15 protein-coding genes and 1 pseudogene are annotated in these 13946 nt (G+C 69.7%); 6 read left to right on the top strand and 10 right to left on the bottom strand.

Translation table 11 applies throughout. The features are described from left to right. Positions 1–260 precede the first annotated feature (260 nt). Entirely contained in the window at positions 261–410 is a 150-nt protein-coding gene (locus OG392_RS32630) for a pirin (RefSeq protein ID WP_329285462.1), read from the bottom strand. A 274-nt stretch (positions 411–684) separates the two neighbouring features. Here OG392_RS32630 and OG392_RS32625 point away from each other — a divergent pair, with 274 nt between their 5' ends. The 3 genes and pseudogenes from OG392_RS32625 to OG392_RS32615 form a co-directional block, all read left to right on the top strand. After that, positions 685–1224, top strand: a complete 540-nt coding sequence (locus OG392_RS32625; protein ID WP_329285461.1) for a hypothetical protein — start codon at positions 685–687, stop codon at positions 1222–1224. Positions 1225–1524: 300 nt separating this feature from the next. Further along, positions 1525–1977 carry a PfkB family carbohydrate kinase gene (locus tag OG392_RS32620; protein WP_329285459.1) on the top strand — a complete coding sequence of 151 codons (453 nt, stop codon included), beginning with the start codon at positions 1525–1527 and terminating at the stop codon, positions 1975–1977. Continuing rightward, positions 1958–2787 (top strand): annotated as a pseudogene (locus OG392_RS32615) (class II fructose-bisphosphate aldolase); the annotation flags it as partial. The gene OG392_RS32620 and the pseudogene OG392_RS32615, both read left to right, overlap by 20 nt. A 145-nt stretch (positions 2788–2932) precedes the next feature. Here OG392_RS32615 and OG392_RS32610 read toward each other — a convergent pair. From OG392_RS32610 to OG392_RS32595, 4 genes are all read right to left on the bottom strand, one after another. Next, positions 2933–4069, bottom strand: coding sequence for a tyrosine-type recombinase/integrase (locus OG392_RS32610; RefSeq protein WP_329285457.1), 1137 nt, complete (start codon positions 4067–4069; stop codon positions 2933–2935). A 659-nt stretch (positions 4070–4728) separates the two neighbouring features. Beyond that, positions 4729–5946 carry an MFS transporter gene (locus OG392_RS32605; protein ID WP_329285455.1) on the bottom strand — a complete coding sequence of 406 codons (1218 nt, stop codon included), beginning with the start codon at positions 5944–5946 and terminating at the stop codon, positions 4729–4731. Positions 5947–5953: 7 nt separating this feature from the next. Beyond that, a complete protein-coding gene (locus OG392_RS32600) occupies positions 5954–6421 on the bottom strand; it encodes an ArsI/CadI family heavy metal resistance metalloenzyme (protein WP_329285453.1) in 468 nt (155 codons plus the stop codon). A gap of 46 nt (positions 6422–6467) precedes the next feature. Beyond that, positions 6468–7835 (bottom strand): NAD(P)-binding domain-containing protein, encoded by a 1368-nt coding sequence (locus OG392_RS32595; RefSeq protein ID WP_329285452.1) that lies wholly within the window; start codon positions 7833–7835, stop codon positions 6468–6470. Between the two features lie 510 nt (positions 7836–8345). Here OG392_RS32595 and OG392_RS32590 point away from each other — a divergent pair. Further along, complete coding sequence (locus tag OG392_RS32590) at positions 8346–8708, top strand: ArsR/SmtB family transcription factor (RefSeq protein WP_329285450.1); 363 nt, start codon at positions 8346–8348, stop codon at positions 8706–8708. A 100-nt stretch (positions 8709–8808) separates the two neighbouring features. Here OG392_RS32590 and OG392_RS32585 read toward each other — a convergent pair whose 3' ends face one another. Together OG392_RS32585 and OG392_RS32580 are read right to left on the bottom strand one after the other, a co-directional pair. Beyond that, positions 8809–9198, bottom strand: a complete 390-nt coding sequence (locus OG392_RS32585) for an ArsR/SmtB family transcription factor (RefSeq protein WP_329285449.1) — start codon at positions 9196–9198, stop codon at positions 8809–8811. Positions 9199–9215: 17 nt separating this feature from the next. After that, positions 9216–9545 carry an ArsR/SmtB family transcription factor gene (locus OG392_RS32580; RefSeq protein WP_229832930.1) on the bottom strand — a complete coding sequence of 110 codons (330 nt, stop codon included), beginning with the start codon at positions 9543–9545 and terminating at the stop codon, positions 9216–9218. 387 nt (positions 9546–9932) lie between these two features. Between OG392_RS32580 and OG392_RS32575 the strand changes: the two genes are divergently transcribed. Together OG392_RS32575 and OG392_RS32570 are read left to right on the top strand one after the other, a co-directional pair. After that, positions 9933–11051, top strand: a complete 1119-nt coding sequence (locus tag OG392_RS32575; RefSeq protein ID WP_329285444.1) for a permease — start codon at positions 9933–9935, stop codon at positions 11049–11051. Between the two features lie 129 nt (positions 11052–11180). Further along, positions 11181–11693 carry a GNAT family N-acetyltransferase gene (locus tag OG392_RS32570; protein WP_329285443.1) on the top strand — a complete coding sequence of 171 codons (513 nt, stop codon included), beginning with the start codon at positions 11181–11183 and terminating at the stop codon, positions 11691–11693. An 80-nt stretch (positions 11694–11773) separates the two neighbouring features. Here the strand turns inward: OG392_RS32570 and OG392_RS32565 are convergent, their stop codons facing one another. The 3 genes from OG392_RS32565 to OG392_RS32555 are packed head-to-tail and all read right to left on the bottom strand — an operon-like array spanning position 11774 to position 13945. Continuing rightward, on the bottom strand, positions 11774–12595 hold the full coding sequence (locus OG392_RS32565; protein WP_329285441.1) for an S-methyl-5'-thioadenosine phosphorylase: 822 nt from the start codon (positions 12593–12595) through the stop codon (positions 11774–11776). Next, positions 12588–13370: an acireductone synthase gene (mtnC, locus tag OG392_RS32560; RefSeq protein ID WP_329285439.1), complete on the bottom strand. Its 783-nt coding sequence runs from the start codon at positions 13368–13370 to the stop codon at positions 12588–12590. Before mtnC ends, OG392_RS32565 begins: the two co-directional genes overlap by 8 nt. Next, on the bottom strand, positions 13370–13945 hold the full coding sequence (locus tag OG392_RS32555; protein WP_329285437.1) for a 1,2-dihydroxy-3-keto-5-methylthiopentene dioxygenase: 576 nt from the start codon (positions 13943–13945) through the stop codon (positions 13370–13372). Before OG392_RS32555 ends, mtnC begins: the two co-directional genes overlap by 1 nt. Position 13946 lies beyond the last annotated feature (1 nt).

Genomic DNA, 13946 nt, shown 5'->3' with positions numbered 1-13946 from the left:
TGGGCCGCGCAGGCCACGGTGCCGAGACCAGCATGCCGCCACTCCCTGTGCGACACTGCCAAATCGCCTGATGAACCGTCAGCAGAGTCAGCATTCAGCTGACCAGACCTGCTCGCATCGAGCACACTCTGGAAGTACACCCACCGACTGCGCGACTGCGGAAGGGGCTGCGATACGCGCCCTCCCGCAGTCGCGACGACATCCACGGCGGAGCCAAGCATCCCTCGACCTTGAGCTGACGCAGAAGTGAAAAAGCCAGGTCAGCGCACCCGTCTCCGCGCCTTCAGCTGAGTCGCCGGCACCCCGGTCGCGTCCAGCCGGTCACCTTCGTACCCCTTGACCTCGCCGAAGCGGTCGCTCGCCATCCAGCCCTTGCGGGCCTTGCGGATCTCGTCGTCCGTGCGGCCCACGAAGTTCCATCACAACTCGCGCACTTACCATCAGAGGTTGAGGGCCAAGACATGGAGGCCCAGGTCTCCGGTCGGCAAGACCGACAGCGCAGCTGCGCCTCGCCCACCACCAAGATGCGGACCACTCACAGACACCTCCCGACGCCGGCGGCACTCCTCCGTTGTAGCGGCAAAACCGGTCGCCCCGCGATTTCCAGCCACGCGGAGGCCGGTAGTCGGCCACGATTCGCCATCGTGCCGTCGCCGCTGAGGGTTCGGAGCGAGACTCCCCACCATGCTGGAAGGAATCGTCGGTGGTCTCGTAGGTGCCCTGGTGGCGCTCCTCGGAACCTGGATCACCATCCGGGAGACCAGGAGGGGCAGGGTGACCGCCTCCGAGGAGAAGGCATCCGAGCAACTCTTCGAGCTGCTCAAGCGCCTCCGCCAAGACCCAGAGTCCCTGCGGGACGTTCGCGCGCTCGAAGACTTCGAGGAGACCTACCGGGCCGCGGTCTTCGCCTTCCGGGACCCGAAGGTGCGGAACCGGCTCACCCAGTCCCTCACCGCCATTCTGCAGGGTCGTCATCTGGCCTTCACTCCGGAGATGCGGTACCACCTCGCGGACCTTGATCGCGTCATGGCCCGGGACATTCGGCAGACGCTCACCGTGCGTCTCGATGGCAAGCGCCTGCCGAAGCCGGAAGAGGACTGGGTAAGGGCCACCACGGACGTGGTCGACTACCTGGAAAAGTGGGCCGCCGCGATGGAAGCGGCTGAGCTCCAAGCGGAAGAGGAAAGGGAGCGCCTGGACCGGGCGCCCGGCGAGTTCTGGTGATCAGCGCCCTTGCCGCAGGGTCCTGCCGAGGAAGTTGTTGGCCCGGGTACCGGGATGGCGGACGTACGCCGCGCGGGGGCAAGGGGGTCAACGTCGCCCGCGTCCTCTCCGCCCTTGGCCGGCCAGCGCTGGGCACCGGCCTCGCCGGCGGCCCGAGGGGCGAACTCATCCGGAAGGACCTGCGCGCCGCCGGGCTCCTCGACGAGCTGATGGACACGGGCCCACGACGCGCGGCGCACCCTCACCGTCGTCAGCCACGAAGACGGCGACGCGACGGTGTTCAACGAGTCCGGACCACAGATGGGCCCCACCACGTGGGCCGCGTTCACCACCCGGTTCACCCGGCTCGTCCGACCGGACGTGATCAAGCCCAACGCGGCGGAAACGGCCGAGGCGACCGGCCGTGATGACGTCATCGGCGCGGCGGACGCGCTGCGGGCGCTCGGGGCCGGATCCGTCGTGGTGTCCGCCGGGCCCGACGGGCTGTTCGCCGTCACCCCCCAAGGAGCCTGGCGTGCCGCGCCCCCGCAGGCCCTCTCCGGCAATCCCACCGGGGCCGGGGACGCCTGCGTGGCCGCGCTCGCCGCCGGTCTCGCCGACGGCGCCGCCCGGCCGGAGCTGGTCCGCGAGGCCGTCGCGCTTTCGGCCGCTGCCGTGCCCTGCCCCGTGGTCGGCGAGGTCGACACGGACCTGTACCGGAACATCCGTACCTCAACAGCAGTGGAGAAGATCCATGCTCCTCACGGCAACTGACGGCATCATCTGCCCCGCGCGCGCCGCAGGAACGGGTGACGGCGCGTTCAACGTCGTCCAGATCGAGCACGCCGAGGCCATCGTCGCCGACGCGGAGGCCGTCGGACTGCCCGTCGTCCTCCAGATCAGCGGAACACCGCCCGGTACCACGGCTCCCTCGCCGTCATCGGCAGCACGGCACTCGCGGCCGCCCGCGCGGCACGGGTGCCCGTCGCCGTCCACCTGGACCACGCCGAGTCCGAACCCCTGGTCCGCCAGGCCGTCGAACTCGGCTTCACCTCCGTGATGTTCGACGCCTCCACGTCCCCGTACGGGGAGAACCTCGTCACCACCCGCGCTGTCACGGCCTCCTGCCGCCGAGAGGGCGTCTGGGTGGAGGCCGAGCTGGGCGGGGTGGGAGGCAAGGACGGGGCCCACGCCCCGGGCGTCCGCACCGACCCGGACGAGGTACGGGCGTTCGTCGAGGCCACGGGCGTCGACGCCCTGGCCGTGGCCGTGGGCAGCTCGCACGCCATGCGCACCCGTGACGCGTCCCTGGACTTCGCGCTCATCAGCCGCCTGCGCGACGCCGTCGACGTGCCCCTCGTCCTGCACTGCTCCTCCGGGGTCGGGGAGGCGGATCTCGCGAAGGCGGTCGAGGCTGGCATGACCAAGATGAACGTCTCCACCCACCTCAACGCGCTCTTCACCCGCTCCGTCCGGGACCACCTGGACACGCACCCCGAGACCGTGGACCCCCGCGCCTACCTCGGCCGCGCGCGGGACGCGGTCGGCACGGAGGTGCCCGCCTCTTGTCACTCCTCGCGGGGGCCGCCACGACCGCCTGAGTCACGGACCATTCCCGGCCCGGCCCTCGGCCGGGCCCGCCACTCGTGGACGTTTTGGCTGGTCCGTTCTCGGGTGACCGCCACACCACCGGCAGAGGAAGAACCTGCTGTTCCCTCAAATCGGGGGATCAGGCGGCTTCCCAGAGGCCGGCGTCCAGGATCCGGGCGGCCTTGGTGATACTGCCCGGCATCAGGTGCCGGTACGTGCGGTACGTCTCCTCGATGGACCTGTGGCCCATCCACTCCGCGACGTCGGTGATGGGGATGCCGTTGCCAAGGGCGTTCGAGGCGAAGTAGTGCCGGAAGCCGTACATCCCCACTCCCGCCTCCGGCGGAAGGTCCGCGAAGAGCTTCCTCACCCGGCGTCGCTCCATGCCCTCGGTGAAGTAGCCACCCGGGCCGCGCAGCAGATAGCCGTCCCTCGTGGTGCCGTGCTTGGCCGCGTACCGCTCGATCGCCTCCCGCACCGACCGGGGCAGGGGAACCTCCCGGAACTCCCCCGCCTTGCGGTGCTTCAGCTTCGCCGGCCTCAGCGTGTTGGAGTAGATCTGCTCGCGCACCCGGTACACATCCTGGGCCACGACGTTGTTTACGTTCACCGCCCGCGCCTCGCCGTTGCGCAGGCCGCATCCCGTCATCATGACGATCTCCAGCGCCAAGTCCTCATCGGCAACAGCCAGCGCCTGCTTCACGTAAGCGAGCGACGGGATGGCGACAGTGCCCCGCACATATTCGGGTTCCTGGACCCCCTGCACCGGATCGTCCGCCATCGCCCCCTTGGCATACGCATCCCGAAGAATCGTCTTCAAGACGCGGAAGATGTTCACCTGGTTGCCCCGGCCGACCCCGTCGTTCTCCATCTCCTCCAGGAAGCGCTCGACCACCATCGGGGTGACCGAGTTCAGCTTCCGCGCTCCCAAACGCGGGACGATGTGCACGTTGATCGAACTGTCGACGTGCTCGCCCGTGGAGTAGTCCGTCATCCTGCGCTGCCTCGGCCGCCACTGCTTGGCGTACTCCTCGACCGTCAGCTGCCCCAGCTCCCGGCGAGCCGCCGCCACCGACGGCGCCGTGGTCTTCTTCTCCGCATACAGCTGCGTGAGCCGCTCGATCGCATCGTCCTGCGTGTCGTACCCGGACTCCTCACGCTGCTTGCCCAGCGCGTCTCGGAAACGGATCGAGTACGGGTGAGGGCAGCGGGTGGACTTGGCGCAGCCGCAGTCCTTGAAGAAGGAACCCATGCCGCGGGCGAGCTGTCGGGCCATGTCGCGAACCATCCGTTCCAGCCCAAGGATCATGCTCAGGCGCCGCACTGTAGGTCGAAGGCCGGCAAGCGGGGACAGCATGCGGACGCATGCTGACCGTTTGCTGACCTGAGGGGGGCACATGATGCCCCTGACCTGCGGCAACGCCAAATAGTCAGATCTTGGACTTGAACATGGTGCGCAGCACGATGGACTCCTCTAAGACGGCTCCCTGCCTGCTTCGTGCAGGTCAAGGGCGCTCGCGACTCTACACCGGCACATGCCGGACGATGTCTGTGAGGAACATCGCTCCCGTCGGGCCAGACGGCTTTCTGCCTGGGTGTCCCTTGGTGTCCACGCCTGTTGGGACGATCGCCACGGAACTCGCGGGGACTCATGCTGACCGAATGCCGACATGCCTGATGAGCCATCAGGCATGCGGAAGGTCCCTCCGTGCCCACGGACGTCGTGCGGCCATGCACAGCCGACCTGTCGGGGACTGTCCTCGACCCGGTGTACGGAACACAGCCCCTTTGACCATCGGCCAGGCGACGGTCGACCGCTCCAGGAGTCGGCTCGCTGCCTGCCGCGCCCGAGAGCCTCGGCAGCGTCGAACTCGCGAGCAAGGCGGGGCAGAGACGCCGGCACTGTGCCGAGATCGTCGGCCTCGACGCTCGGAATCATTCCCTTCCTCGTACGGATGTCGCCGTGGCCACGATTACGGACGCCGCCGCGAGGCCGGCGAGCACTCCGAACAACTCCGGGTAGCCGCCCAGGATTGAGGCGAGCGTGGCTGCAGCGAAGGGCGCGAGAGCGGAGGCTGTCATGGCGGGGGCGCTGAGGAGGGCGGAGAGCCGGCCGTAGTGCCGTGTGCCCCAGCGGTCGGTGATGGCGGTGGCCTGGAGGAGGGTGAGGTTGCCGCGGACCATGCCGGCCGCGATCGACGCCGCGACCACCAGGCTGTAGGGGCCAGGGGTGACGGCGAGGGCCGCCGTGGTCAGGGCGCCGAGTGCGATGAGGGTCGCGGTGCGGGCTGTCGTGCCGGTGCGGCGGGCCAGCGGCGCGTAGAGGGTACGGCCGAGGGTCTGGCCTGCGCCGCCGAGACCGAGAGCCCAGGCCGCTTGGGCTGTGGTGTAGCCGCGTTCGAGCAGGAGCGGGACGAGAGTGACGACGACGGCGTACATCGCGAAGGCCGAGAGCGTGAACGCGATCGTGAGCAGGAGGAACGGTCGGCTTCGGGCTACGGCGCTCGGGCTCTCGGCGGTATCGACGGGTGAGGGTGCTGCCTGGGGCCAGGGAGCTTTGAGGGCGATCGCGTGGGCCGGGATCGTGACGGTGGCGAGGATCGCCGCCAGCACGAGATAGGTCTCGCGCCACGACAGGTGGTCGGCGAGCGCAGCGGTGAGCGGGGCGAAGACGGTGGAGGCGAGGCCGCCGGCGAGGGTGACGACCGTGAGCGCTCGGACGTGATCCGGGGCCCACCAGCGAGTGAGTGCGGCGAACGCGGGCTGGTAGAAGGTGGCCGCCATGGCGAACCCGCCCAGCAGCCAGCCGGCGAAGAAGACCGGCAGGTTCGGCGCCATGGCCACGATCACCAGACTCAGGACCCCGGCCGTGGAGCCTGCCGTCATGACTGTGCGTGGGCCGCGGCGGTCGATGATCCGGCCGACTCGGATTCCCGTGAGCCCGGAGACGACGAGGGCAAGTGAGAACGCGGCCATGGTGGCGCCGGTGGACCAGCCGCTGTCGGCGGTGATCTGCGGGTTCAGGACCGGGAAGGCGTAGTAGAGGATGCCCCAGCTGGTGATCTGGGTGGCGCAGAGCGCGGGCAGGACGGCGCGGGGCCGCGACCGGTCCCCTGCTCCGGTCGCGGCCCCGCGGGTATGAAGGTCGGCCATTGAGGGATCAGCAGCATCCGCCGGCGGCGACGGGTTCACTCGCGTCGTTGTCGGTGGTGGCGGCCGTGCCGGCGCAGCACGTGCTGCCCTGCTGCCTGGTCAGGGTGTCGGCGTCGGCCTTGACGACGTACACCTCCCACGGTTCACGGCCGGGGCCGTGGACCCACACCTTGTCCTGGACGGCGTAGCAACAGGTGGTGTCGTTCTCCTCCGTCGTTGCCAGACCCTCCTCGCCCAGCCGGGCGGTGGCCGTGTGAACCGCCTCGGTGGTGCCGACTTCCACGCCGAGGTGGTCCAGACGGGTGTCCTCGTTCTCTTCCCCTTCGATGAGGACGAGCTTGAGCGGCGGTTCCGCGATGGCGAAGTTGGCGTAGCCCTCACGGAGCTTGGCCGGTTCGGTGCCGAAGAGCTTCGTGTAGAAGGCGACGGATGCCGCCAGGTCGGGAACGCGCAGGGCGAGCTGTACGCGGGACATCGTGGTCCTCCAGTTGTGGGCGGGCGGATGGGTCGGACGGACAGCGTCAGCAGCCGCCGGAGGCGGCCGGGGATCCGACGCCGATCTGGAGCGCCGCCGGGGTCGCGCAGCAGCCACCGCCGGCGGTCGAGGTGTCGGTGGGCTGGTCGAAGAGGCCGGCGCCACCGCAGACACCGGTCTCGGGAAGTACGAGTTCGACGCGCTCGGCGGATTCGCGGTCGCCGGCGATGGCGGCGACGACCGAGCGGACCTGCTCGTAGCCGGTGAGCGCCAGGAAGGACGGAGCACGGCCGTAGGACTTCATCCCCACGAGGTACACACCCTCCTCGGGGTGGGCCAGCTCCTTCACGCCGTGCGGGTAGACGGTGCCGCAGGAGTGCTGGTTCGGGTCGATGAGCGGGGCGAGCTCGACGGGGGCCTGGAGCCGCTCGTCGAGTCCCAGACGCAGTTCGCCGAGGAACGTCAGGTCGGGGCGGAAGCCGGTCAGGACGATGACCTCGTCCACGGGGTCAGGTCGACGGCCGTCCTCGGCTACCAGAACCAGGCGCTCGCCGTCGCGCTCGATCGCGTCCGTGCGGAAGGCCGTGACGGCGTCCGCGTACCCCTCGTCGACCGCGGCCTTGGCCGCGAGGCCGAGGGCGCCACGGGCCGGGAGCTGGTCGGCGCTCCCTCCGCCGAAAGTGCTGCCCGAGATACTGCGCCGCAGGATCCAGGTCGCACGGGTGTCCGCGCCGTCCCGGGACTTCGCGAGGGCGGCGAGCGAGGCGAGCGCCGTGAAGGCCGAGGCTCCGGAGCCGATGACGGCGGTGCGCCTGCCCGCGTAACGGGTGCGCACCGCGGGGTCCTTGAGGTCGGGAACCCGGTAGGAGATCCGCTCCGCCGCTGCACGTTCACCGAGGGCCGGGAGTCCGTCGCCGCCTGCCGGGCTCGGAGTGGACCACGTGCCGGAGGCGTCGATCACGGCCCGGGCGAGGACGCGCTCTTCGCGGCCGTCACCGTATCGGATGTGCACGGTGAAGGGCTGCTTGTCACGGTCGACGTCGACCACACGGTCGCGTCCGGTGCGGGAGACGCCGGTGACCCGGGCATCGAGCCAGACCCTGTCGCCCAGGACGTCCGCGAGCGGCTGGAGATAGGTGGCGGCCCAGTCTCCGCCGGTCGGATAGGTGTCCGCGTCGGGCTTCGCCCAGCCGGTCGGGGCCAGGAGCTTCTCGGCGATCGGGTCGATGACCTCGCCCCATGCGGAGAAGAGCCGCACGTGGGACCACTCCCGAACCGCCGCTCCCGCCTGGGCGCCGGCCTCGAGCACCAAGGCTTCCAGCCCCCGGTCGACGAGGTGCGCGGCAGCGGCCAGGCCGACGGGTCCGGCTCCGATGACCACGACGGGCAGCTGGTCGGTGGCGGTGACGTTCACGGCTCTTCCCCTTTGATTCGACATTCGTCGATCTCTTGCACTTGCAGCATGGCACTTGATTCGACAAGCGTCAACATAGACATTCATCGAATTCACTGCCCCGGACCCCCGTCGGCCGAGTAAGACCTGAGGACCACGCAGGGCGGGCGCCGGGCGGCACAGCCGCGCGAGCTCCGGCCGAAGCCGCGTCGACCACGGCCCCAACCAGGCAGGCGAACAGTCACAGGTATGGGCGTACGACGGAATCGCCGACGGCTCCGCCATCGGGGCGTACATCCGGTGGAAGAGCAGCCTGACCTACCCCGACCAGGTCGACGACAACGGATCCGGCAACTCGGCAAGGCCGTGACGCACGCCGAGGACGTACTGCGGGTCACGTTCTGCTTCTGCAGGAACGGTGTTCGCGTCGACTGCGATGACGGTCCGTGGCGCTACGCGCGATAGCGCCCCCGAGCCGTCCCGCCCCCCGGAACCTCAGGCCGCTGGTTCGACGTGTGTCAACATAGATATATGTCGAACGTGAAGATACTGCCGGTACTGGAGCCCGATATAGAGCCCTGCTGCCCGCCTCTGCATGAGCGACCACTGACCGCCGAAGAGGCCGAGCGAACCGCTGTCATGTTCAAGGCGCTGGGCGACCCGGTCCGGCTGCGACTCTTCTCCTCCGTCGCCTCGCACGAAGGCGGCGAGGCCTGCGTCTGCGACATCTCCGATGTCGGCGTCTCACAGCCCACGGTCTCCCACCACCTGAAGAAGCTGAAGGAAGCCGGTCTCCTCACCTCGGAGCGGCGGGGCACCTGGGTGTACTACCGCGTCGAGCCCACCGTCCTCGCGGCCATGGGAGCCCTCCTCACCAAGGCCGCCTCGGCCTGAGGGGCTCCCGAGCGCGGAGCGAAGCGCGCCGGCGCACAGACAGTCGCGCCACGGCAGAAACGGCGCCCCTCCCCAGGTTCAGGGACAGCGACGCCGGATGTCAGGAGATCCGGACGGCCGGAGCGATCTCTTCCTTGCCGACCTTCTCGGTGTCGGCGAGAAACTCGCCGAGCGCAGCCAGGACGCCCGGTGCAGGGCGGTAGTACACCCAGGTGCCGCGCCGTTCAGAGGTGAGCAGTCCCGCTTCCCGGAGCTTCTTCAAGTGGTGGCTGACTGTGGGCTGGGAGACGCCCACGTCGGCTATGTCGCATACGCACGCCTCACCGTTGGGGTGCGATGCCACTCTGGACAGGAGGCGGAGCCGGACGGGGTCGGACAGCGCCTTGAACATCGCCGCCATGATCTCGGCGTCCCCTTCGGACAGCGCGGCGGTCACGATGGGCGGGCAGCAGGCAGTGGCGGCCGCACCGGCTGCGTGCGGGGTCGGCATGGCCAATGGGCCGGCCCTCACGCCGAGGCCGCGGGGCGGCCCATGACGGCGTCGGCGGCGCTGGGGAAGCAGGCGACGCAGGCGACGTTGATGGAGTAGAGCATGGAGGTCCCCTGGCGCTCGCGCAGGACGAACCGCACGTCGGCGAGCAGCTTCAGGTGGTGGGACACCGTCGACTGTCCGACGCCCATCCGGTCCACGATCTCTCCGACGCTCATCGGCCCGGTCGCCAGGGCGAGGAGATTGAGGATCTGCACGCGGGTGGGATCGGAGAGGGCCTTGAACCAGGTCGCGTAGGACTCGGCCGTGGTCCGGTCGATCAGCTGGGCATTCATCGTACCGCTCATGATCCATCGATGTTATTCGATGACCACCCGCGACGGCAAGGCTCGCTCCGTGCGGACGGAGCCCACGGAGAGCCCACGGAGGCCCGCCGGCAACCGAAACCGCTGACGTGCGGGACTGTGCAGGCACCACATGAAAGGCGCCCACATCGGTTCGACCTGGGAACAACACCCACTCCCTGGCAGCCGCCACCGAAAGCGCAGGACACCCCTTCGACGCGACGAGGGGCACGGGATCCCCATTGCCGGAGCTCTCTTTAATCGTCTATCATCGATATTCGATAAAGGGGATGCCGATCGAGCCTCCCCACATGCGGCTCGGCACGTCCCCCGTACGTACCTTCACGGCGCCGCTCCCCTCATGTGTCACCGTCTCAGAGAGGTTCACCTGTGGACGAATTGCTGGCCCTTGGCCGGTTCATCCTGTTCGAGGTGCTGCACTATCTCCCGTGGTTCCTGGTAGCCATCGTCCTGGGGATCGCCGTACAGCGTCTGTCGATCGACGTGGTCGCGCGCCGCAGTTTCGCCCACGGGCGCAGGGGCGTCCTCGGCATCGCCATCGTCACGGCCATCGGAGCGTTCAGTCCCTTCTGCTCCTTCACCGTGATCCCGCTGATCCGCCGCTTCCTGATAGCCGGCGTCCCCCTCTCGGCGGTCATGTCGTTCTGGATCGCCTCCCCCTCCATGGACCCGGAGATCTACGCGCTCTCCGCCGCCCAGCTCGGGCTCCCCATCGCCACCGCCCGCCTCATCGGTGCCCTGGTACTGAGCTTCGGCGCGGGTCTCATCGTCCTGGCGCTCGAACGGCGTGGGCGGTTCGCCGACCCGCTGCTCGACTCCACCGAGGAGAAGGCCCCCGCGAAGACCTGTTCGCAGGAGACGGTGACCGTTCCCGAAACCGCGTGCTCGACGGCGAAGGCGACCGTCCCCGAGCCCGTGGCCGTCGGCGGCGGCGCCGGCGGCGGGGTGTCCGAGGGCGGCTGCGGAAGCGCCGCGCAGGAGGCCGAGCCCGCGGCCGGCAGCTGCTCCACCGCTGCACGGAACGACGCGGAAGACGACGGCACCCCGTGGCGCGTACTCGTGCGGCGCGACATCAAGAACCTCCGCGCCGGCGAGATCCTCAAGGAGATCGTCAGCGACTCGCTGATCCTGGGCAAGTGGCTGCTCCTGGCCATCGTCCTGGAGGCTCTGATCGTCCGCTACGTCCCCACCGATGTCGTCTCGGGCATCCTCGGCACGGACGGCGTCCTCTCCGTCCTGGTCGCCGGGCTCATCAGCGTCCCGCTCTACCTCAACGGCGTCGGCGCCATCCCGGTCGTCGAGGGCCTCCTGGACCAGGGCATGGTCGCGGCGGCGGGCGTCACCTTCCTCCTCGGCGGTGCCATCACGACGATCCCGGCCATGGTGGCCGTCAAGAGCGTCGTCAAGACGAAGGTCTTCGTCTTCTACCTCGGCGTGGGCCTCCTCGGCAGCGTGGGCATCGGTATCGTCACCCTGCCCCTGCTCTGACCCCGTACTCCTCCTCACCCCCCACCCACGCTCCTGCGGCGACCCCCGACGCCGCGGGAGCGTCGCCGTACCCGCTGACGAACACGTGCGACCCCCGTCTGCGGGAGCGCACCGAGGCAAGGAAGACGTATGACCGCATCGCCGCGCCCGGACATCACTCTGGTCCCGATGACCGACGACCACGCGTCGGCCGTCATGGCGATCTACCAGCAGGGCATCGACGAGGGCAACGCCACGTTCGAGACCACCGCCCCGCCGTGGAGCGCGTTCGACACCGCCAAGCTGGCGGCGCACCGGTTCGTGGCGCTGGGGCCGCGGGGGCGGGTGGTCGGCTGGACGGCGGTGTCACAGGTCTCGGCGCGACCCGCGTACGCGGGGGTCGTCGAGCATTCCGTGTACGTCTGTCCCACGGCGCGCGGAACCGGCGTCGGACGCACGCTTCTGGAGGCACTGATCGTCTCCACGGAGAAGGCGGGCTTCTGGACGATCCAGGCGGGCATCTTCCCCGAGAACGTGGCGAGCCTGGCTCTGCACGAGTCCGTGGGGTTCCGCGTACTGGGCCGGCGGGAGCGCGTGGCCCGCCACCACGGCACCTGGCGCGACGTCCTGCTCGTGGAGCGCCGCAGCCTGGTGGTCGAATGACCGATGCCGGTCACCGCGGTGACCGGCATCAGCCTGGGTGTTCCCGATCCGTACGGCTCCGGCCCGCACCGACCGTCGTATCAGGGGAGCTCGAACGGCAGGTCCATCCCGTCCAACGCCGTCGCGCACGTGCAGTCCCGCTCGCGGTCCAGGACGTGGACGGTGTTCAGGACCAGGCTCTTCAGGCGTTCCACGTTCGCCGCGAACACCCGGAACACCTCGTCCTGTGACACGCCTTCTCCGCGCTCCACACCGGCGTCGTAGTCCGTGACCAGGGCTATGGAGGTGTAGCAGAGGGCGAGTTCACGGGCGAGCACGGCTTCGGGGTGCCCGGTCATGTTGATCAGGGACCAGCCTGCCGCGGCGTACCACTGGGACTCGGCCCGGGTGGAGAACCGTGGCCCTTCGACGACCACCATCACTCCCCCGTCGTGGACGTCGGCGCCTGCCTCTCCCGCGGCCTTGAGCACGGCCGCCCGTCCCGACGCGCAGTACGGGTCGGCGAACGACACGTGGGTGGCGCCGTGCTCGTAGTACGTCTGGACGCGGCCTGCGGTCCGGTCGACGAGCTGGTCGGGGAGGACGACGCTGCCGGGGCCGAGAGACCCGCGCAGCGAACCTACGGCACAGGGTGCGAGGACCTGCCTCACTCCCAGCGAGCGCAGCGCCCACATGTTGGCGCGGTAGTTGATGCGGTGCGGCGGGAGTTCGTGGTGGCTGCCGTGCCGGGGCAGGAAGGCCACCCTGCGGTCGCCCACGGTGCCGATGGACACCGCGTCGGAGGGTGAGCCGTAGGGGGTGGTGACCTCAAGGCGCTGTACCGACTCCAGGAGTTCGTAGAAGCCGCTGCCGCCGATGACCGCGATGTCGGCCGTCGGCGCCGTGTCGGACGGATCACTCATGGCTTGGGGCCTCCTGCGTGTGCGTGTCGACCGGCGGCGTCGACGTACCCGGGCCGGGTCGGGAAACGAGTGGGGTGAGCGAGGCGACGGTCTCGTGGCCGGTCACTGCCGCGCGTTGGTCGTCGGGGCGGCGCACGGCGACCGTCTGCCAGCCGGCCTCGGCAGCGGCGTCGAGCTCGGCACCGACGTCGCTGACGAACAGCAGGTCGCCGGGTGCGTGCCCCAGGTCCGCCGCGATCGCGCGGTAGGAGTCGGTGGCCGCCTTGGGGCCGGCTGTCGTCAGGTCGAAGTAGCCGTCGAGCAAAGGGCGCAGATCGCCGTGGGCCGTGTGGCCGAACCAGTCCCGCTGGGCGGCCACGGAGCCGGAGGAGTAGACGAAGCGGCCTGTGTCCTGCGTCCTCCAGTGCTGCAGCGCGGGCGGCACGTCCGGGTACACGTGACCGTGCAGCTCACCTGCCGCGTAGCCATCGGCCCAGATCAGGCCCTGCAGCGTCTTCAGCGGCGCCGCCTTCACATCGGCGTCGGCCCACTGCTCCAGGAGCGCCAGGGCACTCGCCTCGTCGTGGGCGGACCCGGTACGGGCGGTGACCGCGTCGAGGATCTGTCGCCAGGGTTCGGTACCGCGGTGCGCGGCGAGCCAGGGAGCGATCCGCCGGCGCGCGTAGGGGAAGAGGACGTCACGGACGTGGCTGAGGGAGCCGGTGGTCCCCTCGATGTCGAGGACGACGGCCCGCGGCCTCTTGTCGGGGACTCGGCCCTGACGGCTGCCCGTCATCAGCCTTCCCGCAGCAGCGCGTCGAGGCGGGGGAAGCCATCGGCGACGGGCTCCTGGGTGAAGTCGCCCACCCAGCCGTCCTCCTTCTCGAAGAACCGGATGGCGCAGAAGTCCGGTACCGGTCCCATGTCGAACCAGTGCCGAGTGCCGGCCGGGACCGACAACAGGTCTCCGGCCTCGCAGACCACGGCGTACACGCGGTCCTCCAGGTGCAGGTAGAAGCAGCCGGTGCCGTGGGCGAAGAACCGGACCTCGTCCTCGGCGTGCCGGTGCTCGTCGAGGAACGTCGAGCGGGCCTTGGCCGCGCGCTCCTGCCACTCCGCCCCCTCCTCGGGGTGGAGGCGGGCGACATCGACGAGACGCAGTTCCTGGCGGGCGCACAGTTCGTCGATCTCCGCCCGGTAGGCGTCGAGCAGCTCCTCGGACGCCGTCTGCGGCGTGACCTGTGCGCGCAGCGGCCAGCGGGTGAAGGAGACCGACCTCTCGCGCAGGGCTTGTGCGATGGTGTCCTCGTCCTGCGTGCGGAGCAGCACGGTGTCCGGTGCGTCGTCCGGCATGATCTGCAGCAAGGTCATG

The sequence above is a fragment of the Streptomyces sp. NBC_00691 genome (assembly GCF_036226665.1).
In the GTDB taxonomy this organism is placed as follows: domain Bacteria; phylum Actinomycetota; class Actinomycetes; order Streptomycetales; family Streptomycetaceae; genus Streptomyces.
This window is presented reverse-complemented; position numbering and strand designations above follow the sequence as displayed.